The organism is Streptomyces odonnellii (genome assembly GCF_000981895.1).
Taxonomy (GTDB): Bacteria; Actinomycetota; Actinomycetes; order Streptomycetales; family Streptomycetaceae; genus Streptomyces; species Streptomyces odonnellii.
This window is the reverse complement of record NZ_LATD01000308.1, coordinates 45697-67679: the sequence shown is the minus strand read 5'-3', so window position 1 is coordinate 67679 and position 21983 is coordinate 45697. Positions and strand designations below refer to the sequence as shown.

General features: G+C 70.7%; 19 protein-coding genes. 4 read left to right on the top strand and 15 right to left on the bottom strand.

Annotation, left to right across the window (positions count from 1 at the left end; translation table 11 throughout):
• Window positions 1–73: 73 nt before the first annotated feature.
• The 9 genes from gatB to WH07_RS26695 all read right to left on the bottom strand — a co-directional run bounded on the left by gatB (window position 74) and on the right by WH07_RS26695 (window position 10939).
• A complete protein-coding gene (gene gatB / locus WH07_RS26735) occupies window positions 74–1582 on the bottom strand; it encodes an Asp-tRNA(Asn)/Glu-tRNA(Gln) amidotransferase subunit GatB (RefSeq protein ID WP_046505191.1) in 1509 nt (502 codons plus the stop codon).
• Window positions 1583–1598: 16 nt separating this feature from the next.
• On the bottom strand, window positions 1599–1838 hold the full coding sequence (locus tag WH07_RS26730; RefSeq protein ID WP_046505188.1) for a membrane protein: 240 nt from the start codon (window positions 1836–1838) through the stop codon (window positions 1599–1601).
• Window positions 1835–3337, bottom strand: coding sequence for an Asp-tRNA(Asn)/Glu-tRNA(Gln) amidotransferase subunit GatA (gatA, locus tag WH07_RS26725; RefSeq protein ID WP_046505234.1), 1503 nt, complete (start codon window positions 3335–3337; stop codon window positions 1835–1837). The genes WH07_RS26730 and gatA overlap by 4 nt, the downstream gene beginning before the upstream one ends.
• A gap of 15 nt (window positions 3338–3352) precedes the next feature.
• Window positions 3353–3649, bottom strand: a complete 297-nt coding sequence (gatC, locus tag WH07_RS26720) for an Asp-tRNA(Asn)/Glu-tRNA(Gln) amidotransferase subunit GatC (RefSeq protein ID WP_046505185.1) — start codon at window positions 3647–3649, stop codon at window positions 3353–3355.
• Window positions 3650–3997: 348 nt separating this feature from the next.
• Window positions 3998–6106: a putative bifunctional diguanylate cyclase/phosphodiesterase gene (locus WH07_RS26715; RefSeq protein WP_052744567.1), complete on the bottom strand. Its 2109-nt coding sequence runs from the start codon at window positions 6104–6106 to the stop codon at window positions 3998–4000.
• 238 nt (window positions 6107–6344) lie between these two features.
• Window positions 6345–8651, bottom strand: coding sequence for an NAD-dependent DNA ligase LigA (gene ligA, locus WH07_RS26710; protein ID WP_079023578.1), 2307 nt, complete (start codon window positions 8649–8651; stop codon window positions 6345–6347).
• 19 nt (window positions 8652–8670) lie between these two features.
• Window positions 8671–9684, bottom strand: a complete 1014-nt coding sequence (locus WH07_RS26705) for a methionine synthase (protein WP_046505182.1) — start codon at window positions 9682–9684, stop codon at window positions 8671–8673.
• On the bottom strand, window positions 9681–10370 hold the full coding sequence (locus WH07_RS26700) for an SDR family oxidoreductase (protein ID WP_046505179.1): 690 nt from the start codon (window positions 10368–10370) through the stop codon (window positions 9681–9683). The genes WH07_RS26705 and WH07_RS26700 overlap by 4 nt, the downstream gene beginning before the upstream one ends.
• Before the next feature lie 29 nt (window positions 10371–10399).
• Complete coding sequence (locus tag WH07_RS26695; protein ID WP_046505177.1) at window positions 10400–10939, bottom strand: LOG family protein; 540 nt, start codon at window positions 10937–10939, stop codon at window positions 10400–10402.
• A 105-nt stretch (window positions 10940–11044) separates the two neighbouring features.
• On the opposite strand from WH07_RS26695, the gene WH07_RS26690 reads away from it, so the two are divergent.
• The 3 genes from WH07_RS26690 to WH07_RS26680 all read left to right on the top strand — a co-directional run bounded on the left by WH07_RS26690 (window position 11045) and on the right by WH07_RS26680 (window position 14069).
• On the top strand, window positions 11045–11380 hold the full coding sequence (locus WH07_RS26690; RefSeq protein WP_046505174.1) for a DUF427 domain-containing protein: 336 nt from the start codon (window positions 11045–11047) through the stop codon (window positions 11378–11380).
• 98 nt (window positions 11381–11478) lie between these two features.
• A complete protein-coding gene (locus tag WH07_RS26685; protein WP_046505229.1) occupies window positions 11479–12255 on the top strand; it encodes an alpha/beta fold hydrolase in 777 nt (258 codons plus the stop codon).
• Window positions 12256–12476: 221 nt separating this feature from the next.
• Window positions 12477–14069, top strand: a complete 1593-nt coding sequence (locus tag WH07_RS26680) for a peptidoglycan recognition protein family protein (RefSeq protein ID WP_046505171.1) — start codon at window positions 12477–12479, stop codon at window positions 14067–14069.
• Between the two features lie 99 nt (window positions 14070–14168).
• Here WH07_RS26680 and mnmA read toward each other — a convergent pair whose 3' ends face one another.
• Window positions 14169–15311 carry a tRNA 2-thiouridine(34) synthase MnmA gene (mnmA, locus tag WH07_RS26675; RefSeq protein ID WP_079023577.1) on the bottom strand — a complete coding sequence of 381 codons (1143 nt, stop codon included), beginning with the start codon at window positions 15309–15311 and terminating at the stop codon, window positions 14169–14171.
• A gap of 61 nt (window positions 15312–15372) precedes the next feature.
• Here mnmA and WH07_RS26670 point away from each other — a divergent pair, with 61 nt between their 5' ends.
• Window positions 15373–16086: an N-acetylmuramoyl-L-alanine amidase gene (locus tag WH07_RS26670; protein ID WP_046505164.1), complete on the top strand. Its 714-nt coding sequence runs from the start codon at window positions 15373–15375 to the stop codon at window positions 16084–16086.
• Window positions 16087–16370: 284 nt separating this feature from the next.
• Here the strand turns inward: WH07_RS26670 and WH07_RS26665 are convergent, their stop codons facing one another.
• The 5 genes from WH07_RS26665 to WH07_RS26645 all read right to left on the bottom strand — a co-directional run bounded on the left by WH07_RS26665 (window position 16371) and on the right by WH07_RS26645 (window position 21969).
• The gene (locus tag WH07_RS26665; RefSeq protein WP_046505227.1) at window positions 16371–17534 is read right to left on the bottom strand and encodes a cysteine desulfurase family protein; all 1164 of its coding nucleotides are present in this window, start codon (window positions 17532–17534) and stop codon (window positions 16371–16373) included.
• Between the two features lie 243 nt (window positions 17535–17777).
• Window positions 17778–18620, bottom strand: coding sequence for a thioesterase family protein (locus WH07_RS26660; protein WP_046505162.1), 843 nt, complete (start codon window positions 18618–18620; stop codon window positions 17778–17780).
• 132 nt (window positions 18621–18752) lie between these two features.
• Window positions 18753–19868, bottom strand: a complete 1116-nt coding sequence (locus WH07_RS26655) for an ABC transporter ATP-binding protein (RefSeq protein WP_046505159.1) — start codon at window positions 19866–19868, stop codon at window positions 18753–18755.
• Window positions 19865–20962, bottom strand: coding sequence for an ABC transporter ATP-binding protein (locus tag WH07_RS26650; RefSeq protein WP_046505156.1), 1098 nt, complete (start codon window positions 20960–20962; stop codon window positions 19865–19867). The genes WH07_RS26655 and WH07_RS26650 overlap by 4 nt, the downstream gene beginning before the upstream one ends.
• Window positions 20959–21969, bottom strand: coding sequence for an ABC transporter permease (locus WH07_RS26645; RefSeq protein WP_046505154.1), 1011 nt, complete (start codon window positions 21967–21969; stop codon window positions 20959–20961). Before WH07_RS26645 ends, WH07_RS26650 begins: the two co-directional genes overlap by 4 nt.
• Window positions 21970–21983 lie beyond the last annotated feature (14 nt).

Genomic DNA, 21983 nt, shown 5'->3' with positions numbered 1-21983 from the left:
GCGTACGCCTCACGACGCGCGCCCCGGCAACCCAGCGGGATCGCGAGGCAGACGCCCTCAGGACCGTACGGAACTACTCCGCCGGGGCCAGCCGCTCAAGGATCAGCTCGCGCACCCGCGCCGCGTCGGCCTGGCCTCGTGTGGCCTTCATGACCGCGCCGACCAGCGCTCCCGCGGCGGCGACCTTGCCCGCCCGGATCTTGTCGGCGACGGCCGCGTTGGCCGCGATGGCCTCGTCCACCGCCGCGCCCAGCGCGCTGTCGTCGGAGAGGACCTTGAGACCGCGCTTCTCGACGACGGTGTCCGGGTCGCCCTCGCCCGCGAGCACACCCTCGATCACCTGGCGGGCCAGCTTGTCGTTGAGATCGCCGGACGCGACGAGCGCGGCGACCCGGGCGACCTGCTCCGGGGTGATGGGCAGCTCGTCCAGCGGACGGCCCGTCTCATTGGCGTGCCGGGCCAGTTCGCCCATCCACCACTTGCGCGCCTGGTCCGCCGGGGCGCCCGCGCCGATCGTGGCGACGATCGGCTCGATCGCGCCCGCGTTGAGGATCGACTGCATGTCGTGCTCGGAGATCCCCCACTCCTCGCGCAGCCGGTTGCGGCGTACGCGCGGCAGCTCGGGCAGCCCGGCGCGCAGCTCCTCGACCCACTCCCTGGGCGGCGCCACCGGTACGAGGTCGGGCTCCGGGAAGTACCGGTAGTCCTCGGCCTCCTCCTTCACCCGGCCCGCGGTGGTGGAGCCGTCCTCCTCGTGGAAGTGACGGGTCTCCTGGATGATCGTGCCGCCCGAGCCGAGCACCGCGGCATGGCGCTGGATCTCGAAGCGCGCGGCGCGCTCGACGCTGCGCAGCGAGTTGACGTTCTTCGTCTCGGAACGCGTACCGAACTTCTCCTGGCCGTGCGGGCGCAGCGAGAGGTTCACGTCGCACCGCATCTGGCCCATTTCCATCCGGGCCTCGGAGACGCCCAGCGCCTTGATCAGCTCGCGCAGCTCGGCGACATACGCCTTGGCGACCTCGGGGGCCCGCTCGCCCGCGCCCTCGATGGGCTTGGTGACGATCTCGATGAGCGGGATACCGGCGCGGTTGTAGTCGAGCAGCGAGTGCGAGGCCCCGTGGATACGGCCGGTGGCACCGCCGACATGCGTCGACTTCCCGGTGTCCTCCTCCATATGGGCCCGTTCGATATGCACCCGGAAGATCTCGCCGTCCTCCAACTGGACGTCCAGATAGCCGTTGTAGGCGATCGGCTCGTCGTACTGGGAGGTCTGGAAGTTCTTCGGCATGTCCGGATAGAAGTAGTTCTTCCGGGCGAAGCGGCACCACTCGGCGATCTCGCAGTTGAGCGCGAGGCCGATCTTGATCGCCGACTCGACGCCGATGGCGTTGACGACCGGCAGGGATCCGGGCATGCCGAGGCAGGTCGGGCAGGTCTGCGAGTTGGGCTCGGCCCCCAGGCCGGTCGAACAGCCGCAGAACATCTTGGTCTTCGTGCCGAGTTCGACATGGACCTCCAGGCCCATGACGGGGTCGTACGCCGCGAGGGCGTCCTCGTACGGCACGAGTTCAATGACGGTCACAGTGAAACATTCCCTCTCAGCCCAGCAGGACGTCGTCGTCGCCCAGGCGCTTCAGCTCGCGTACGAGCAGGGCGAGGCCCGTGACGATGGCGGCGGCGGAGACGACCGCGTCGACCAGCCGGAGCGTGTCGTTGTCCTGGCGGGCCGCCCTGGCCTGCTTGGCGACGCCGATCGCGCCGAAGGCGGTGGTGCCGATCGACAGGTACGTACCGGCCTTGGATTTCTTGAAGCCCTTGGCCTTGTCAATTGCGCTCATAGCGACGGTGCCTCCTCCAGCAGCGGGTGGCCCCACTTTTCCACGAAGGCGGCCTCGACGGCGGCACCGACCTTGTAGAGACGGTCGTCCTTCATGGCGGGGGCGATGATCTGGAGACCGACCGGCAGGCCGTCCTCCGGCGCGAGGCCGCAGGGCAGTGACATCGCGGCGTTGCCGGCCAGGTTCGCCGGGATGGTGCACAGGTCCGCGAGATACATCGCCATCGGGTCGTCGGCGCGCTCGCCGATCGGGAAGGCCGTGGTCGGTGTGGTCGGGGAGACGATCACCTCGACCTGCTCGAAGGCCTTCTCGAAGTCGCGGCTGATGAGGGTGCGGACCTTCTGCGCCGAGCCGTAGTACGCGTCGTAGTAGCCGGAGCTGAGCGCGTACGTACCGAGCATGACGCGGCGCTTGACCTCGTCCCCGAAGCCCGCCTCGCGGGTCAGGGCCGTGACGTCCTCGGCGGACCTCGTACCGTCGTCGCCGACCCGCAGCCCGTAGCGCATGGCGTCGAAGCGGGCGAGGTTCGAGGAGCACTCGGACGGCGCGATCAGGTAGTACGCGGCGAGCGCGAGGTCGAAGGACGGGCAGTCCAGCTCGACCACCTCGGCGCCGAGCCCCTTGAGCAGTTCGACCGACTCGTCGAAGCGCTGGACGACCCCGGGCTGGTATCCCTCGCCGCGGAACTGCTTGACGACGCCGATGCGCATCCCGGCCACCGAGCCGCTGCGCGCGGCCTCGACGACCGGCGGGACCGGCGCGTCGATGGAGGTCGAGTCGAGCGGGTCGTGGCCGGCGATCACCTCGTGCAGCAGTGCCGCGTCCAGGACCGTACGGGCGCAGGGGCCGCCCTGGTCGAGCGAGGACGAGAACGCGACCATGCCGTAGCGGGAGACCCCGCCGTAGGTGGGCTTGACGCCGACCGTGCCGGTGACGGCGGCGGGCTGGCGGATCGAGCCGCCGGTGTCGGTGCCGATGGCGAGGGGTGCCTGGTACGAGGCGAGGGAGGCGGACGAGCCGCCGCCGGAGCCGCCGGGGACACGGGTCAGGTCCCAGGGGTTGCCGGTCGGGCCGTACGCGCTGTTCTCGGTGGAGGACCCCATGGCGAACTCGTCCATGTTGGTCTTGCCGAGGATGACGACGCCCGCAGCCTTGAGCCGCTTGGTGACGGTCGCGTCGTAGGGCGGGATCCAGCCTTCGAGGATCTTGGAGCCGACGGTCGTCGGGACGCCCTCGGTGGTGAAGATGTCCTTGAGGGCGAGCGGCACACCGGCCAGCGGCGCCAGCTTCTCGCCCGCCGCGCGCTTCGCGTCCACGGCGCGGGCCTGGGCCAGCGCGCCCTCGCGGTCGACGTGCAGGAAGGCGTGGACCTTCTCGTCGACCGCCTCGATACGGGCGAGATGGGCCTCGGTGACCTCGACTGCGGTGAGTTCGCCGGAGGCGATCTTCGCGGCGATCTCGGCGGCGGTGAGGCGGACAAGGCTCTTGTGCTTGGTCATGGCCGTCATATCGGTTTAGTCCTCCCCCAGGATCTGCGGCACCTTGAAACGCTGCTGCTCCTGGGCAGGGGCACCGGAGAGCGCCTGCTCGGGGGTGAGCGAAGGACGGACCTCGTCGGCGCGCATGACATTGGTCAGCGGCAGCGGGTGGGAGGTCGGCGGTACGTCTTGGCCGGCGACCTCGGACACGCGGGCGACCGCGCCGATGATGTCGTCGAGCTGTCCGGCGAAGTGATCCAGCTCTTCGGCCTTCAGCTCCAGACGCGCCAGCCGGGCGAGGTGGGCGACCTCCTCGCGCGTAATGCCAGGCATGCAGCGATCCTCAGGGGTGAGTGTGATGGGCTTTGGCCCAATCCTATGGGGCCGGGCCCCCTCCCCACGAAACGGTTACGCTCCGCCCGCCGCCGGGAGCGGCCGGGCACCGCTCCGGTCCGGCCGCCGGACCTGCCCGGTCCTGCCGCTCCGGGGGTACGACGCGGCTGCGGGCCCTGCCCGTACGGCGCCCCGACTCGGGCTCGTAAGGCTGGTACGGCGGCGCCCCGGGCCGGCTCGTACGGTGCCCGGCCCCGGTTGCCGGTCGGTGGTACGACGCGGCTCCCGGCCCGGCTCGTACGGTGGCCCGGACCGGGCTCGTACGGCTGGTCCGGCGCCCGGGGCCGGCTACTGGACGACCTGGCCCGACTGTTCGCGGCGGGCCGCCTCCAGCTCCGCCGGGCGCTGCCAGCCGCGCTTGCCCCGGGCCAGCAGCCAGGCCGTCGCCTCGGGCGGCGGCATCGCGGCGGCCACCAGCCAGCCCTGGACCGCGTCGCAGCCCAGATCCCGCAGCCGCTCCCAGGTCTCGTCGTCCTCGACGCCCTCCGCGACGACCAGCAGGCCCAGGGAGTGCGCCAGGTCGACGGTGCAGCGGACGATCTCCGCGTCCTCGGTGTCGACGGCCAGCCGGGCCACGAACGAGCGGTCGATCTTCAGCTCGCTCACCGGCAGCCGCCGCAGATGCACCAGCGAGGAGTACCCCGTACCGAAGTCGTCCAGGGACATCTTCACGCCGTGCCCGGTCAGCCCCGCCAGGGTGTCGGCGGCGCGCTGCGGGTCCTCCAGCAGGACGTGTTCCGTTATCTCCAACTGGAGGGAGCCCGCCGGTACGCCGTGCCGGGCCAGCCGTGCCGCGACCGCGCCGGCGAAACCGGGGGTGTGCACATCGCGCGGCGAGACATTGACGGCGACCGGCACCATCAGCCCCTGGGAGCGCCAGCGGGCGACCTGGGCGAGGGCCGTCTCCAGGACGTACTCGGTGAGGTGCGGCATCAGGCCCGAGGACTCGGCTATGGCGATGAACTCGTCGGGAGGGACCCGGCCGCGCTCCGGATGCACCCAGCGCACCAGGGCCTCAAGGCCGGCGACCTGTCCGTCGAAGCGGACCTTGGGCTGGTAGTGCAGCTCCACCTCGCCCGCGTCCAGGGCGCGTCTCAGGTCTCCCAGCAGACCGAGCCGGTCGGGGGTGTTGGAGTCCCGCTTGGATTCGTACACCTCGACACCGGTACGGTCGCGCTTCGCCTGGTACATCGCGACATCGGCGCGGCGCAGCAGGCCCTCGGCGTCGAGCGCGTGCTCGGGGTAGACGGCGACTCCGGCGCTGGCCTCCAGGACCAGGGTGAGGCCGTCGAGGTCCAGCGGCGAGGACAGCTCGGCCACAAGATGACGGGCCACGCGCTGGGCACTGGTGGCGGAGTCGCACGTGGGCAGCAGCACCGCGAACTCGTCGCCGCCGAGCCGCGCGGCCTCCGCCCCGCGCGGCAGGGCCAGCCGGAGCCGGTCGGCTATCTGGAGCAGCAGCCGGTCCCCCGCGAGGTGCCCGAGGGTGTCGTTGACGGAACGGAACCGGTCGAGGTCGATCAGGACCAGTGCCGACCGGGCGCCGAGCCCTTCCGCGTCCTCCAGCGCCGACCAGGTGCGCTCCAGCAGCCACTGCCGGTTGGGCAGTCCGGTCAGCGGGTCGCGGAGCTGCTCCTCGGCCCGCGCCCGGGCGATCCACAGCGTGGAGTCGAGGGCGATCAGCGGGATGGAGAAGAGCGGCAGCAGCACCGGCAGCGTCATCGCGACCACACAGATCAGCGGGGCGATCCCGAGCAGGGCGACCGCGACCAGCCCCTGCCGGAAGAGCGCCGTGCGCGCCACGGTCGGCAGCCCGCCGCCCTGCGGAGCCACCGCGTACCACAACAGCGCACGGGTGACCATCAGATGGACCCCGGCGGCCAGCATGATTTCCGGGACGGCCTCGATACCCCAATCGAGGGGATTCCAGGGCTTCTCGACGGTGGGCAGTACGTCGAACAGCCGCAGCACGAGCGCGGCGGCCCCGATGCCCAGCATGTCCGCCGCGCCGTGCAGGACTCCTTGGCGCCAGCGGTGTCTGCGCGCCATGCCGACCAGCACCACGACGGACAGGCTGACGAGGACGGCGGGCACCCAGCCGTACAGCAGCAGGACGGCCAGGGTCAGGGCCGCGCCCGAGCCCGTGCCGCCCCACCAGCGGTCGCGGCCGAGCGCCACGAGATGCCCGACGATGATGCCGGTCAGTACGGCCATGGCCCAGCCGGTCGAGCCGCCGGGGAAGAGCGCGTGGCCCTCACGCACCGTACGGATCAGACCGGTGGCCAGCAGGACCACGGCGAGTCCCACCACCAGAGCGGGTGTCCTGGTCGCGATACCCCTGATTCCCCCGAATCCGCGCGGGGGTGAGACCGGGGCGGCGCTCTCGGTCGGTTTCATTCCCGTCCCTCTCACAGCCGGCGGAGCCGATGCCACGCGATGGCACGTTGTCATGCCATCACGGCTGAAACCGCACCACGCAGCCGTGCACGACAGGCGCACATCCCAACAGTAGGCCGCGGAAGGCCTCAACGGGCAGCGCTCTACAGCTCTTGCCCGAATGCGACCCGCCCATCCGTATCCATCTGATATGCGCCGAACGGGTGAGCTTTGGGGCCCTGATCCGGCGCGGTCCGCCCTACTCCGCTGGGCTTTCCCCGGCCGCTTCCTGGGCCGTCTCCCCTGACGCCCCCTCGGCATCCGTTCCGGGGGCCTCCTCCTCGGCGGTCAGCGCGACCTCCCTGGCCGCGTCGGGGCCCTGTCCGAGCAGGACCGCGAAGCCCTCGTCGTCCAGCACGGGCACCTTGAGCTGCATCGCTTTGTCGTACTTCGAACCGGGATTCTCTCCGACCACTACGAACCCGGTCTTCTTCGAAACGGCGCCCGTTACCTTCGCGCCGAGGTTCTGAAGCGCCTCTTTTGCGCCATCCCTCGTGTACCGCTCCAGGGTGCCGGTGACGACCACCGTCAGCCCCTCCAGCGGCCTCGGCCCCTCGTCCTCGCCGGTGCCCTCCTCTTCCATCCGGACCCCGGCCGCACGCCACTTGCGCAGGATCTCGCGGTGCCAGTCGACCTGGAACCACTGGGTGAGGGAGGCCGCGATGGTCGGTCCGACGCCCTCGACGGCCGCCAGCTCCTCCTCCGTGGCCTGCTCGATCCTGTCGATCGAACGGAACTCCCTGGCGAGCGCCACGGCCGCGACGGGCCCCACATGCCGGATGGAGAGTCCGGCGATGATCCGGGCCAGCGGGCGCTCCTTGGCCGCCGCGATGTTCGCCAGCATCGCCAGCGCGTTCTTCTTCGGCGCGCCCTCCTGGTTGGCGAAGACCGTGGCGATCTTCTCCTCGCCGGTCTCCGGATCGCGCTTGGGCAGTCCGCTGTCCTGGTCGAGGACATACGCCTTGATGGGCAGGAGCTGATCGACGGTCAGGTCGAACAGATCGCCCTCGTCCAGCAGCGGCGGTGTCCCGGGCTCCAGCGGCTTGGTCAGGGCGGCGGCGGCCACATAGCCGAAGTTCTCGATGTCCAGGCACTTGCGGCCGGCGAGATAGAACAGCCGCTCGCGCAACTGGGCAGGGCAGCTACGCGCGTTGGGGCAGCGCAGATCGACATCGCCCTCCTTCATGGCCCGCAGCTCCGTGCCGCACTCGGGGCACTTCTTGGGCATCACGAATTCGTACGCGTCGTCGGGGCGCAGATCGATGACCGGGCCGAGGATCTCCGGGATCACGTCTCCGGCCTTGCGCAGCACGACGGTGTCGCCGATCCACACGCCCTTGGCCTTCACCACGTCCTGGTTGTGCAGAGTGGCGAACTCGACCTCGGATCCGGCGACCGTGACCGGCTCCACCTGCGCGTACGGGGTGACGCGGCCCGTACGGCCCACGCCCACCCGGATATTGACCAGCTTGGTGTTGACCTCCTCCGGCGCGTACTTCCAGGCGATCGCCCAGCGCGGGGCGCGCGAGGTCGAGCCGAGCCGGCCCTGGAGCGGGATCTCGTCGAGCTTGACGACCACTCCGTCGATCTCGTGCTCCACCGAGTGGCGGTTCTCCCCGTAGTACGCGATGAACTCCCGGACGCCGTCGAGTCCTCCGACCACCTTGTTGTGCCGGGCGGTGGGCAGGCCCCACTCGCGGAGCAGGCCGTACGCGTGCGAGAGGCAGTCGATGTCGAAGCCCTCGCGCGCCCCGATGCCGTGCACCACCATGTGCAGCGGCCGGGTCGCGGTGATCTTGGGGTCCTTCTGGCGCAGCGAACCGGCCGCCGCGTTGCGCGGGTTGGCGAACGGCTTGTCCCCGGCCTCCACCAGCCGCGTGTTCAGCTCCTGGAAGGCCTCCATCGGGAAGTAGACCTCGCCGCGGATCTCGACGAGGGCGGGCACGCGCTCGCCCGCGAGGCGGTGCGGGATCTCGGCGATCGTACGGACATTGGGGGTGATGTCCTCGCCCGTACGCCCGTCGCCACGGGTGGCGGCGCGGGTCAGCCTGCCGTGCTCGTACGTGAGGTTGACCGCGAGGCCGTCGACCTTCAGCTCGCACAGGAAGTGGTAGTCGGTGGTGCCCACGTCCTTGGCGATCCGGTCGGCCCACGCGGCCAGTTCCTCGTCGTCGAAGGCGTTGTCCAGGGAGAGCATCCGCTCGCGGTGCTCGACCGCGGTGAACTCCGTCTCGTACGCCCCCGCGACCTTCTGGGTCGGCGAGTCGGGCGTACGCAGCTCCGGATAGGTCTCCTCCAGCTCCTCCAGCGACCGCAGGAGCCGGTCGAACTCCCCGTCGCTGATGACCGGCTGGTCCTTCACGTAATACCGGAAGCGGTGTTCCTCGATCTGCTCGGCGAGGTGGGCATGCCGATCCCGTGCCTCCGCGGGCACGGCCGATCGCGCCTGCGCCGGTACTGCGGTCCGCTCTTCGCCAGCCACCGTCTCGTCCTCCCGTTCACCCATGACCCGTCACCCGGGATCGTCACTCAGGGTTGTCCGCGAGGGATCTCGCGGCCCTGACACAGTGCGCCTGCGCGGCGTGCGCGTACGCGGGCGAAGCGCCCGCGAGCCCGCACGACGGGGTGAGCACCACGGACTCCGCGAGAGTCCCCGGATTCAGCCCCAGCCTGCGCCACAGCGTTCTGACACCCATGACGCTACCGGCAGGGTCGGACAATGGGCCCTCCGTGCCCGGCACGATCCCCGCGAAGAGCTTCGTACCGCCCTCCACCGCCTCCCCGATCTGCTCCTCGTCACGCTCGGTGAGCAGACCGAAGTCGAAGGAGACACCGGCGGCGCCGGCCCGCCGCAGCAGCGCGAACGGCACGTCGGGCGCGCACGAGTGCACGACCGCCGTCCCCCCGCCCACCGCCGTCACCTCGCGCAGCGCGCCCTCCACGATCTGCCGGTCCACGGCCCGGTGGGTGCGGTAGCCGCTGGCCGTCCTGACCTGGCCGCGCAGTACGGCGGTGAGGGACGGCTCGTCGAGCTGGAGCACCGGTACGGCCCCCGGCACCCGGCGCCGTACCTCCGCGAGGTGCCCGGTCAGCCCCTCCACCAGCGATCCGGTCAGATCCCGGCAGGCGCCGGGGTCGCTGAGCGCCGCCTCCCCGTTGCGAAGTTCCAGGGCGGCCGCGAGCGTCCAGGGCCCGACGGCCTGGATCTTGAGCGGGCCCTCGTACCCCTGGGTGAACTCCTCCAGCGCGTCGAGGTCCTCGCCCAGCCAGGACCTGGCCCGCCTGGTGTCGCGCCCGGGCCGGTCGCCGATCCGCCAGCCGCTGGGCTCCACGCGCGCGTAGACCTCGACGAGGAGGCCCGCCGTACGGCCGATCATGTCGGCGCCCGGGCCCCGGCCGGGCAGTTCGGGCAGGTACGGGAAGTCCTCGAACGTCCCGGTGACGGCTTTGGCGGCCTCCCTGGCGTCGCCGCCGGGCATCGACCCGACGCCGGTGGCGGGCCCCCAGCGGAGAACGGCCGTCTGCTCCGTACCGCTCATCGGCCCGGCCGTACGGTCAGATTGTCGATCTGGGCGTCGCGTGGCAGGTCGAGCGCCGTGATGATCGTCGTGGCCACCGACTCGGGGTCCATCCAGAGCGACGGGTCGTACTCCTTGCCCTCCTGCTGGTGCACCCTGGCCTGCATGGGGCTCGCCGTACGGCCCGGATAGACCGAGGTCACACGGACACCGTTGGGCTTCTCCTCGTGGCGCAGCGAGTCGGCGAGCGCCTTGAGGCCGTGCTTGGAGGCGGCGTACGCGCCCCACTCGGCGTGGGCGTTGAGCCCGGCCCCGGAGTTGACGAAGATCACCTGGCCCCGGGAGATCCGCAACTGGGGCAGCAGCAGCCGGGTCAGCTCGGCGGGCGCGACCAGATTCACCTGGAGCTGGCTCTGCCAGACCTTGGGGGTCAGCTCGGCGATCGTGCCGAGGTCGACGATGCCCGCGATGTGCAGGAGCGAGTCGAGCCTGTCGGGCAGCGACTGCTGGGCCAGTGCCCAGGAGAGCCGGTCGGGCGCGGCGAGGTCGCCGACGAGCGTACGGGCGCCGGGGAAATCGGCGCCGAGTTCCTTGGCGCGGCCGGCGTCGCGGGCGAGCAGCAGCAGATCGTCGCCGCGCCCGTGCAGCCGGCGCGCGACGGCGGCGCCGATGCCCGAGCCCGCACCGGTGATGAGATGGGTAGCCATGCCGTCATGGTCGCATCACGGCGGAGCGGTCAGCGCACGCCCGCGCTCTCCTCCAGATGGGCGAGCGCCCCGACCCCGTCCTCGGCGAAGAAGACCAGGTCGGTGAGGGGGACGGGCAGGAAGCCCTCCTCTTCCATCCGGAGGAACTGCTGCTTCAGCCCGTCGTAGAAGCCCGCCGTGTTGAGGAGTACCACGGGCTTGGTGTGCAGGGCGTGCTTCTTCAGCTCCAGGATCTCCGTGGCCTCGTCCAGCGTGCCCGTACCCCCGACCATGATCACAACGGCGTCGGACTTGGCGAGGAGCAGTGCCTTCCGCTCGGACAGATCCTTGGCGATCACCATCTCGTCGGCACCGGGCCGGACGAATTCGCCGAGGAAATCCACCGAGACGCCGACCAGCCGGCCGCCGGACTCCTGCACCCCGTCGGCGACGACCTTCATCAGTCCGCTGTCGGAACCGCCCCACACCAGGGTGTGGCCGCCCTTGCCGATCAGCTCGGCGAATTCACGGGCGGGGCGGGTGTAGCGCTCGTCGAGATCGGCGGCGGAGAGGAAGACACAGATATTCATGCGGCCACCATAGGTGGCGGTGCGGGACCGCCGGGAAGACCGGGCGCCGGTCCGTTGCTGAGGAGAGTGCACGAGCCAGTGAGCCGCGAACCACCGAAGGGACCGATGACCATGACCACGGGACACACCATCACCGTCGAGCAGGGCGCCGAGCATGTCCGCGTCGTACGGGACGGACAGGTGCTCGCCGAGAGCCGCCGTCCGCTGGTGCTGCGGGAGACCGGCTGCCCCGTCCGCTACTACCTCCCGCCGGAGGATGTGCGTACGGATCTGCTGACGCCGTCCGAGACCACCACCCACTGCCCGTTCAAGGGCGACGCGGCCTACTGGTCGCTGCCCGGCGCCGCGGATCTGGTCTGGGCCTACCCCACGCCCAAGGACGAAGTCGCCCCGATCAAGGACCACTTCTGCTTCTACGAAACCGAAGTCGTCGCGGCCTGAGAGAAAGCCCTGGCCTGCGGAAAGACGGGCCGAAAAAAATCTCCCCGGTTGAACGATGAGTTGTGCGGCGCCCGCTCGTCTCCCCCAACATGGACATGATGTGTACTGCCATATCGGGGGACGGCACCCCTGTCGCCTATCGCCGCCTGGGCGAGGGACCGCCGGTGATTCTGGTCGGTGGCGCGCTCAGCACGGCGGAGTCGCAAGCACCGCTGGCGAAGCTGCTCGCGCCGGTCTTCGAGGTGCTCGTCTACGACCGGCGCGGGCGCGGCGCCAGCGGTGACACCGCTCCGTACGCGGTGGAGCGGGAGATCGAGGATCTGGCGGCCCTGATCGCGGAGGCCGGCGGCAGCGCCTCCGTGTACGGCGTCTCCTCGGGTGCCGCGCTCGTCCTGGAGGCCGCCGCCGCCGGTGTGGCGGTGACCCAACTCGCGCTGTACGAGCCGCCGTACGCCATCGATCCGGCGGATCTGGCGGCATACACGGCGTATGCGGAGCGCCTCGGCAAACTGCTGGAGCGTGAGTCGCGGGAGGACGCCGTCGAACTGTTCCTGTCGGTGGTGGGCGTGCCGCCCGAGTCGGTCGCCGGGATGCGGCGGTCCCCGATGTGGGCGGATCTGACGGCTCTGGCGCACACACTCGCGTACGACAGCGCGGTGCTGGGGCCCGGCGGGGTGCCGGCCGAGCGGCTGAAGGGCGTCAGGACCCGCGCCATGGTCGTGGACGGCGGGTGCAGCCCGGTGCTGCTGCGGAACGCGGCCAGGTCGGTGGCCCGGGCCCTCCCCCGGGGCCGCCACCGCACCCTGACGGGCCAGACCCACGATGTGGCCCCGCATGTGCTGGCGCCTGTGCTGGAGGAGTTCTTCACGGCGTAGGCGCTGTCCGCCGCGCCGCCACGCCGCCGCGCACGGACCGCCTCGCCGCGCGGTATGGGCCGCCTCGCACCGTCCTGCGACAATCGCTCAACCCTGTTTCGGGGAGCGGCACTTGGCAAGCTTGACATGGGCATGACTCACCGATAGGTCTGGTCGTTCAACGGGCGTAGACCCGCCTCCGCTCAGGCGGAGACCGTCGAACCGACCGACCAGGAGGAAGCATGTACCGACGATCGACGCCATGGAGACGGACGGCGCTGTCCACGCTCGGCGCCCTGATCACCACGGTGCTCGTCGCCACGGTCCAGCCCGCCGGCGCAGCGCCCGCTCCCGTCACCCCGACGAAGCACGGCACCGTGGGCCACGGCACCATGAGCCGGGCCTTCGGGCAGGCCGCGGCGGAATTCGGCGTACCACGGGACCTGCTGGTGGCGGTCGGGTACGGCGAGACCCATCTGGACGGGCACGACGGCGAGCCCAGCCAGGCGAACGGCTACGGGGTCATGCATCTCGTCAGCAATCCCGGCAGCCGCACCCTGGAGCGGGCCGCCGAGCTGACCGGCGAGCCGCGCGCCGAGCTGCGCGAGGACACCGCCGCCAACATCCGCGGCGGCGCCGCCGTCCTGCGCTCGTACGCCGACGGCCTGGGGCTGGACGCCACGGAGCGCCGCGGCGTCGACGCGTGGTACCCGGTGGTCGCGCGGTACGGCGGGGCGACCGACCCCGCGACCGCCCGGCTCTACGCCGACACCGTCTACACCTTCCTCTCGCAGGGCATCAGCGCGCCGGTCGCGGGCGGCGAGCGGGTCACCGTGAAGCCGCGCGCCGTCGCACCCGAGCGCGGCTCCTACGCGGCGGCGGGCACACGCGAGGGGCGCGCCGCGCTCAGCCCCGACTATCCGCCCGCCGCATGGGTCCCGGCCAACGCGGCCAACTACTCGGCGGGCCGGTCCGCGTCGATCAGCACGGTGGTCGTCCATGTCACCCAGGGCTCGTACGCCGGGACCATAAGCTGGTTCCAGAACCCGTCCTCGAAGGTCAGCGCCCACTATGTGGTGCGCTCCTCGGACGGCGCGATCACCCAGATGGTCCGCGACAGCGACACCGCCTACCACGCCCGCTCGGCCAACTCCTCCAGCCTGGGGATAGAGCACGAGGGCTTCATAGCCGACCCGAGCTGGTTCACCGACGCGATGTACCGGTCCTCGGCCGCGCTGACGAAGTATCTGTGCGAGCGGTACGGCATACCCAAGGACCGGGGCCACATCGTCGGCCACGCCGAGGTGCCGGGCAACGACCACACCGATCCGGGACCGAACTGGAACTGGAACTACTACATGCAGCTCGTGGGCGGCAGTTCGGGCGGCGGGGGCGTACAGCTCGACTTCGCCTCGTACTCCACCCTCAGGAGTGGTTCCACCGGAGCCCAGGTGACAGCGGCTCAGACCCTGCTGAACCAGCAGGGGTACAACGCGGGCACCGCCGACGGCGTCTTCGGCTCGCGCACCGCCGGCGCGGTCTCGGCCTTCCAGTCCGCCCGGGGGCTGACCGCCGACGGGGTGATCGGCTCCCGCACTTGGACGGCGCTGCTGTCGGCCGGGGCCCAGACCGTCGTACGCGAGGGCAGCTCGGGCGCCGCGGTGCAGCGTCTCCAGCGCGCGCTGACGGCCGCGCTGGCGCGGACGGTCTCCATCGACGGGCAGTTCGGGTCCGGTACGGCCCAGGCGGTACGGGACTACCAGAGCACCCGGGGCCTGACCGCGGACGGCATTGTCGGGGCGGGCACCTGGACCGCGCTCCAGGCCGGCCGCTGACGCCCGCGGCGGAACAGGAGCAGGACCGCTGTTGACTTGACGGGGCGTCCTCCTTGTAGAGGCCTCAGAGCCCTTCTTCAAGGAGGACGGCCCGTTCCGTCAACCGGCCAGAGCCGCCTTACGCCGCTGGGTGGTCGCGATCGTCGCCGAGCCGACCACGCGCGTGCCGTCGTACAGCACGATCGCCTGCCCCGGCGCCACGCCCCGTACCGGCTCCTCGAAGCTCACCGTCAGTGTCCCGTCCGTCGTCAGCTCCGCCGTCACCGGTGTCTCGCCGCCGTGGGCGCGGAGCTGGGCGGTGTAGCCGGCGGGGCCGGTGGGCGCGGTGCCGCACCAGCGGGGCTTGACCGCTGTCAGCGCCACGACGTCCAGCGCGGCGGCCGGGCCGACCGTCACGGTGTTGTCGACCGGCGAGATGTCCAGGACGTAGCGCGGCTTGCCGTCGGCGGCCGGGCGGCCGATGCGCAGACCCTTACGCTGGCCGATGGTGAAGCCGTACGCGCCGTCGTGGCTGCCCACCTTCGTACCGGACTCGTCCACGATGTCGCCCTCGGCCCTGCCCAGCCGCTTCGCGAGGAAGCCCTGGGTGTCGCCGTCCGCGATGAAGCAGATGTCATGGCTGTCGGGCTTCTTCGCGACGGCCAGACCGCGGCGCTCGGCCTCCGCGCGGATCTCGTCCTTGGTGGTGAGGGTGTCACCGAGCGGGAACATGGCGTGCGCGAGCTGCCGCTCGTCCAGGACACCGAGCACATACGACTGGTCCTTGGCCATGTCGCTGGCCCGGTGCAGTTCACGGGCACCGCCCGGACCGGTGACGACCGTCGCGTAGTGGCCCGTGCACACGGCGTCGAAACCGAGGGCGAGCGCCTTGTCGAGCAGCGCGGCGAACTTGATCTTCTCGTTGCAGCGCAGACACGGGTTCGGGGTGCGGCCCGCCTCGTACTCCGCGACGAAGTCCTCGACGACGTCCTCGCGGAAGCGCTCGGCGAGATCCCAGACATAGAACGGGATGCCGATCACATCGGCCGCCCTGCGCGCGTCGCGGGAGTCCTCGATGGTGCAGCAGCCGCGCGCACCCGTACGGAAGGACTGCGGGTTCGCGGAGAGCGCCAGATGCACACCGGTGACATCGTGGCCCGCGTCGGCGGCCCGGGCGGCGGCAACGGCGGAGTCCACGCCGCCCGACATGGCGGCGAGCACACGGAGGGGACGCTGAGCATTCCGCTCGGGATTGTGAGTCATAACCACACCAGAGTACGGCCCGGCGGGAACCGGAGTCGCTCCGGTTTGCGTTGACGATCACATGGGCGACTACACACCCGGGACGACCGGCGGCGGGCAGGCCTGCGGACGCCATCGCGGCGCCGCGGACGCGGGGGAGATCAACCGCAGGACGGTGCTGATCGGCGGCGCCGCGGCGCTGCTCGGCGGCGGTCTGCTGGCGCGCGAGCAGGTCTCACGGGTGTGGTGGCGGGTGCCCGGCATCAACAAGCCGCGCAAGGAGGGTGAGCTTGATTACGCTCCGGCGCAGTGGGTCGCCGCCTCCCCGGCGAACTGGCGGCGGGCGGACCGGCCGGACGACTACGCCGTGGACCGCGTTGTCATCCATGTCGTCCAGGGCAGCTATCAGGTGGCGCTCAAGGTCTTCCGGGACCCGGCCCACGGCGCCGCCTCGCACTATGTGGTGCGCAAGGACGGGCATGTGGCGCAGATGATCCGCGAGCTGGACGTGGCGTACCACGCGGGCAACCGGCTCTACAACGAACGGTCCATAGGCATCGAGCACGAGGGCTTCGTGGACGAGAAGTCGTCCTTCACGGACGCCATGTACCGCTCGTCGGCGCGGCTGACCGCAGGGATATGCGAGCGGTACGGGATCCCGGTGGACCGGAAGCACATCATCGGGCATGTGGAGGTCCCGGGCACGGACCACACGGACCCGGGGCCGTACTGGGACTGGAACCGCTACATCAAGCTGGTACGGGAAGCGGGTACGCCCCAGCCGGACGCGGCCTGAGAACGGCTGGGGCGAGTGCGGCCCCGTAGAGCCCGGCCCCGGCACCTGCCCCGGCCGCGCGGCCGGGGCCCGAGGCCGCCTCGAAGGCCCTGGCCCTGGATCATGGCCGCCCGGCGCCGGACCTAGGGTCTTTCGTTTGGATCTGGCTGGATCAGGGAGCGGGGTCTGGTGCCGTGGATCGCAAGGCGGAGGATGGAGCCCACGCGGAGCGTAGGCGACTGACGACAACGCCGCGAGGCGCGGTGCCAGGGCACGCGAGCCCAGCAAGATCCTAACGAGAGGCCCTAGCTGAGTCCCGCGTTTCTGGCGCGGTCGACGGCCGGGCCGATGGCCTTCGCGACCGCTTCCACATCCGCCCGGGTGGAGGTGTGGCCGAGGGAGAAGCGCAGGGTGCCCCTGGCCAGATCCGGGTCGCTGCCGGTGGCCAGCAGGACATGGCTGGGCTGCGCCACACCCGCCGTACAGGCCGAGCCGGTCGAGCACTCGATGCCCTGGGCGTCGAGCAGCAGCAGCAGTGAGTCGCCCTCGCAGCCCGGGAAGCTGAAGTGCGCGTTGGCGGGCAGCCGGTGGACCGGGTCGCCGCCGAGGACCGCGTCGGGGACGGCCTCCCGTACGGCCCCGATCAGTTCGTCCCGCAGGGCGCCGATGTCCCGGGCGAACCGCTCGCGCCGCTCGGCGGCCAGCCGCCCGGCCACGGCGAAGGCCGCGATCGCCGGGGTGTCGAGCGTGCCCGACCGCACATGCCGCTCCTGCCCGCCGCCGTGCAGAACGGGTACGGGGCTGTATTCACGCCCCAGCACCAGCGCGCCGATCCCGTACGGGCCGCCGATCTTGTGGCCCGAGACGGTCATCGCGGCGAGGCCCGAGGCACCGAAGTCCAGCTCCGTCTGACCGAAGGCCTGGACGGCGTCGGAGTGCAGCGGGACGCCGAACTCCGCCGCCACCTCGGCCAGTTCGGGGACCGGCAGGATGGTGCCGATCTCGTTGTTGGCCCACATGACCGTGGCCAGGGCGACATCATCGGGATCGCGCTCGATGGCCTCGCGCAGGGTTTCCGGCGAGACGCGCCCGTACGGGTCGACCGGCAGATACTCGACCGTCGCGCCCTCGTGCCCGGCGAGCCAGTCGACCGCGTCGAGGACGGCGTGGTGCTCGACCGGGCTGGCGAGCACCCGGGTCCTGGCCGGATCGGCGTCGCGCCGGGCCCAGTACAGGCCTTTGACGGCGAGATTGTCGGCCTCGGTGCCGCCCGAGGTGAAGACCACCTCGCTGGGCCGTGCGCCGAGGGCCTCCGCGAGGGTCTCGCGGGCCTCCTCGACGGTACGGCGGGCCCGGCGCCCGGCGGCGTGGAGTGAGGAGGCGTTGCCGGCGAGGGCGAACTGGGCGGTCATCGCCTCGATCGCCTCCGGCAGCATCGGAGTGGTCGCGGCGTGGTCGAGGTAAACCATGGTGGGCACGATTCTACGAGTCGGGGGAGCCATACACGCGTCCGGTCCAGGCCAGGCCGTGGCCGACCCCGGGCACCCCGGAGTGCCGGACGGCAGCCGGCCCGTCCGGCGCTTGAGGACAGAACACAGGACAGAGCACAGCGCACGTCCGGCGGTTGAGGACGGAACACAGCGGACGTCCGGCGCCTGAGGACAGAACACAGCGGCGCGTGAGAACACCGCCGGACCGTCACCCGCGCGGCACTACTCGCGTGGAACCCGGGCGAGTTGGCGCGACTGGGTCACCAACCGGTCCGCGCTGTCCCAGATCTCCGCGTCCTCCTCCAGGAAACCCCCGGCGAGATTACGGGTCGTGAGCGCGACCCGCAGCGGCCCCGGCGCCGGCCGGCAGCGGACATGGGCGGTCAGCTCGACCGTCGGGGTCCACCCCTTGAGCCCCAGCTCGAACGCCGTGGGCGGCAACGCGTCCACCGCCAGCAGCAGCGACAGCGGATCGGCGTCCCGCCCGTCCCCGAACGCGAACCAGGCACGCATCTCGCCCCGCCCGGACGGCGCGCCGACCGCCCAGCCCACCGTGGCCGGGTCGAGCCGCAGCGCCAGCCGGTCGATCATCGAGAAGTCCCCGGGCGGCGTGGGCCCGTCGGCGGTGCTGATACAGCGCTCCAGCGGAGGCATCTCGGGCGGCTTCGCGGCCGTCCGTATGTCGTCGGACAGCGCGTCCAGATCGCCGTACGACGCGACGACCCTGATCCGCTCGACCTCGGTGCCGTCCTCCGCGGTCTGGTAGAGGGACGCCTGTCCGGTGGAGAGCGTACGGCCGGTCCGTACCGCCTCCGTACGGATCACGGCGGGCCCCGGGGCCGACGGCGTGAGGTAGTGCGCCGAGACGGCGAACGGGTCGGAGTGCGGCAGGGCGTCACCGAGGGCGCGCCCGAGCACCGCCAGCAGATAGCCGCCGTTGAGGACGTTCATGATCGTCCAGCCCGGCGACAGCCGGGTCTCGTAGACGCCCTCCGCACGCGCGGTGACGGCGGTGTCGCGGTCGAACTCGCTGTCCCCGATGGACGCGATGGATGCCTGTGCCATGGAACGCAACACTACAAGAGGATTTTACTAAGCGGTAGCTTACAAAAGTCATGACAAAGCCGGCCCCTGGACCCGAAGGTCCAGGGGCCGGCCAGGAGACAAGCGACGCCGACAAGCGATGCCGTGCTGTGTCTACTTCGTGGTCCCGGCCTCCGAGGCGCCGCCCGTCACCGCGGCCGTCTGCGCGCTCTGGTCGGGAACGTTCTCCGGGTGGTGGCAGGCCGCCTGGTGCCCCGGTGCGAGCTGGATCAGCGGCGGCTCGGTCGTCCTGCACACCTCCGTCGCCTTCCAGCACCGGGTGTGGAAGCGGCAGCCGCTCGGCGGCTTGATCGGCGAGGGCACATCGCCCTTGAGCAGGATCCGGTCGCTCTTCCCGCCGCGCCTGCTCGGGTCCGGCACCGGCACCGCGGACAGCAGCGCCTTGGTGTACGGGTGCTTGGGCGACTCGTACAGCGAGGTACGGTCCGCCAGCTCGACGATCTTGCCGAGGTACATCACCGCGATCCGGTCCGACACATGGCGGATGACCGAGAGGTCGTGCGCGATGATCACATAGGTCAGGCCCAGCTCCTTCTGGAGGTCGTCCAGCAGGTTCACCACCTGCGCCTGGATCGACACGTCCAGCGCCGAGACCGGCTCGTCCGCCACGACCAGCTTCGGGTTGAGCGCGAGCGCCCGGGCGATCCCGATGCGCTGGCGCTGGCCGCCGGAGAACTCGTGCGGATAGCGGTTGTAGTGCTCGGGGCTCAGACCCACCAGCTCCAGCAGCCGCTGGACCTCCTTCTTCACGCCGCCCTCGGGCTGGATGCCCTGGAGCTTGAAGGGGGTGCCCACGATCCCGCCGATGGTGTGGCGCGGGTTCAGCGAACCGTACGGGTCCTGGAAGATCATCTGCACATCGCGGCGCATCGGACGCATGGCCCCGGTCGAGAGGTGCGTGATGTCCCGCCCCTCGAACTCGACCTTTCCGCCGGTCGGTTCGAGCAGCCTGGTGATCAGCCGGCCCATCGTGGACTTGCCGCAGCCGGACTCGCCGACCACGCCCAGGGTCTCCCCGGGACGTACGTCGAAGGTCAGTCCGTCGACCGCCTGGACCGCGCCCACCTTGCGCTTGAGTACGCCCTTGGTGATGGGGAAGTGCTTGACCAGGCCGGTGACCTTGAGGAGCGGCTCGGGCGCCGGCCCGTCCGCACCGTCCGGTCCCTGACCCGCCCCCTGCTCGGGAATCTCTTTGCTCAGATCAGTCACAGCTTCGGCGCAATCTCTTCGGTCCAGATCCGTTCCCGCTCCGCCGGCGTCATATGGCAGGCGGAGAAGTGCCCGTCGGTGATCTGCCGCAGCTCGGGACGCTCGGTGCGGGTGATGTTGTCCTTGGGGACGTCGGCGTACGGGCAGCGCGGATGGAAGGCGCAGCCGGACGGGACGTTGATCAGGCTGGGCGGGGTCCCCTTGACCGGCACCAGCCGGTCGGTCTGCTCGCGGTCGATCCGCGGCATCGAGCCCAGCAGCCCCCAGGTGTACGGGTGCTGCGGCCGGTAGAAGACCTTCTCGGCGGAGCCGCGCTCGATACACCGCCCCGCGTACATCACCAGCAGCTCGTCCGCGATCTCGGCAACGACGCCGAGGTCGTGGGTGATGATGACGACCGCCGAGTGGAACTCCTTCTGGAGATCCCGGATCAGGTCGAGGATCTGCGCCTGGACGGTCACGTCCAGGGCGGTCGTCGGCTCGTCGGCGATCAGCAACTGAGGGTTGTTGACCAGGGCCATCGCGATCATCGCGCGCTGGCGCATACCGCCGGAGAACTGGTGCGGATAGTCGTCGTACCGCCTGGCCGGCTCGGGGATCCCGACCCGGTCGAGCATCTCGACGGCCCGCTTCTTCGCGGTCTTCTTGTCGACGGCGTTGTGGACGCGGTAGGCCTCCACGATCTGCGCGCCGATGCTGTAGTACGGGTGCAGCGCGGACAGCGGGTCCTGGAAGATCATCGCCATCTTCTGGCCGCGCAGCTTGCGCACCCGCTCGGTGCCCGCGCCGATCAGTTCCTCGCCGTCCAGCCAGATCTCACCGGAGATACGGGCCCGCTCGGAGTTGTGCAGGCCCATGATGCCCAGCGAGGTGACGGACTTGCCCGAGCCGGACTCACCGACGATGCCGAGGGTCTGGCCGGCCTTCAGATCGAAGCTGACGCCGTCGACGGACTTCACCAGGCCGTCGTCGGTGTCGAAGTGGATCCGCAGGTCCCGTACGGACAGGAACTTCTCGTCGGCGCCGGCGGAACCGGCCGCCGCGCCCGTACCCGTGGTGGCCTTCTCGGTGTCCGGCTTCTGTACGTCGCTCATGAGAGCCTCACCCGGGGGTCGATCGCGGCGTACACGAGGTCCACCAGCAAGTTGCAGACAACGATGAAGAAGGCGGCGACGAGCGTCACCCCCATCACCTTGGGCAGGTCGCTCTGGGTCACGCCCTGGATGGCGAAGGCGCCCATGCCCTGGAAGGAGTAGACACGCTCGGTGATGACGGCGCCGCCGAGCAGCAGCGCGAAGTCCATGCCGAAGATGGTGACGAGCGGGGTCAGCGCGGCGCGCAGGCCGTGCTTGACGACCACCTTGCTCTCGCGGAGCCCCTTGGCCCGGGCGGTTCTGATGTAGTCCTCACCCATCGTCTCCAGCATTCCGGCTCGGGTGAGCCGTGCGTAGAGCGCGGAGTAGAGGAAGGCCAGCGTGCACCAGGGAAGGATCAGATTCCATGCCCATTGGCCCGGATTCTCGGTGAACGGTACGAATTCGAGGCCTTCCCAGATCGTCCAGTGGAAGCTGAACAGGGCCAGCGAGACCAGTCCCGTGAAAAACATGGGCAGCGAGACACCGGCCAGGGCGACGCCCATGGCGAGCCGGTCGATGATGGAGCCCCGCTTGAGCGCGGAGAGCACACCGATCGCGACACCGGAGAGAACCCAGATGACCGCCGCGCCGACGGCCAGCGACAGGGTCACCGGTATGCGCTGGACGATCTCGGGCCAGATCTCGACATGTGTCTTGAACGAGTAGCCGAAGCAGGGCACATGGCAGACCGAGGGGTTGGGGCCGAAGTTGTACTCGGCGCCGACCACGATGCCCTTGATGAAGTGCCAGAACTGGAGATAGACGGGGTCGTCGAGCCCCAGGTTCTTCTTGACGGCCGCGATGGCGTCCGGGGTAGGACTCTTGCCGATGTACTGGGCGGCCAGCGAGTCGGTCGTCTGGCCGCCGAGCCTCGGCACCAGGAAGAAGATCGCGAACGTGACTGCGCTGACCACCAGCAGCAGCAACACCGCGGCGAAGACGCGTCGGATGATGTACGCAGCCACAGCCGTTTGGTGCC

Excerpts from the sequence above, each read along its gene's own strand:
- WH07_RS26700 (WP_046505179.1), bottom strand. The coding sequence starts at position 10,370 with ATGGCTACCCATCTCATCACCGGTGCGGGCTCGGGCATCGGCGCCGCC.
- WH07_RS26685 (WP_046505229.1), top strand. The coding sequence starts at position 11,479 with ATGTGTACTGCCATATCGGGGGACGGCACCCCTGTCGCCTATCGCCGC.
- WH07_RS26650 (WP_046505156.1), bottom strand. The coding sequence starts at position 20,962 with ATGAGCGACGTACAGAAGCCGGACACCGAGAAGGCCACCACGGGTACG.
- WH07_RS26670 (WP_046505164.1), top strand. The coding sequence starts at position 15,373 with ATGGGCGACTACACACCCGGGACGACCGGCGGCGGGCAGGCCTGCGGA.
- WH07_RS26660 (WP_046505162.1), bottom strand. The coding sequence starts at position 18,620 with ATGGCACAGGCATCCATCGCGTCCATCGGGGACAGCGAGTTCGACCGC.
- WH07_RS26705 (WP_046505182.1), bottom strand. The coding sequence starts at position 9,684 with ATGAGCGGTACGGAGCAGACGGCCGTTCTCCGCTGGGGGCCCGCCACC.
- gatC (WP_046505185.1), bottom strand. The coding sequence starts at position 3,649 with ATGCCTGGCATTACGCGCGAGGAGGTCGCCCACCTCGCCCGGCTGGCG.
- WH07_RS26695 (WP_046505177.1), bottom strand. The coding sequence starts at position 10,939 with ATGAATATCTGTGTCTTCCTCTCCGCCGCCGATCTCGACGAGCGCTAC.
- gatA (WP_046505234.1), bottom strand. The coding sequence starts at position 3,337 with ATGACCAAGCACAAGAGCCTTGTCCGCCTCACCGCCGCCGAGATCGCC.
- ligA (WP_079023578.1), bottom strand. The coding sequence starts at position 8,651 with ATGGGTGAACGGGAGGACGAGACGGTGGCTGGCGAAGAGCGGACCGCA.
- WH07_RS26715 (WP_052744567.1), bottom strand. The coding sequence starts at position 6,106 with ATGAAACCGACCGAGAGCGCCGCCCCGGTCTCACCCCCGCGCGGATTC.
- mnmA (WP_079023577.1), bottom strand. The coding sequence starts at position 15,311 with ATGACTCACAATCCCGAGCGGAATGCTCAGCGTCCCCTCCGTGTGCTC.
- WH07_RS26680 (WP_046505171.1), top strand. The coding sequence starts at position 12,477 with ATGTACCGACGATCGACGCCATGGAGACGGACGGCGCTGTCCACGCTC.
- WH07_RS26730 (WP_046505188.1), bottom strand. The coding sequence starts at position 1,838 with ATGAGCGCAATTGACAAGGCCAAGGGCTTCAAGAAATCCAAGGCCGGT.
- WH07_RS26665 (WP_046505227.1), bottom strand. The coding sequence starts at position 17,534 with ATGGTTTACCTCGACCACGCCGCGACCACTCCGATGCTGCCGGAGGCG.
- WH07_RS26690 (WP_046505174.1), top strand. The coding sequence starts at position 11,045 with ATGACCATGACCACGGGACACACCATCACCGTCGAGCAGGGCGCCGAG.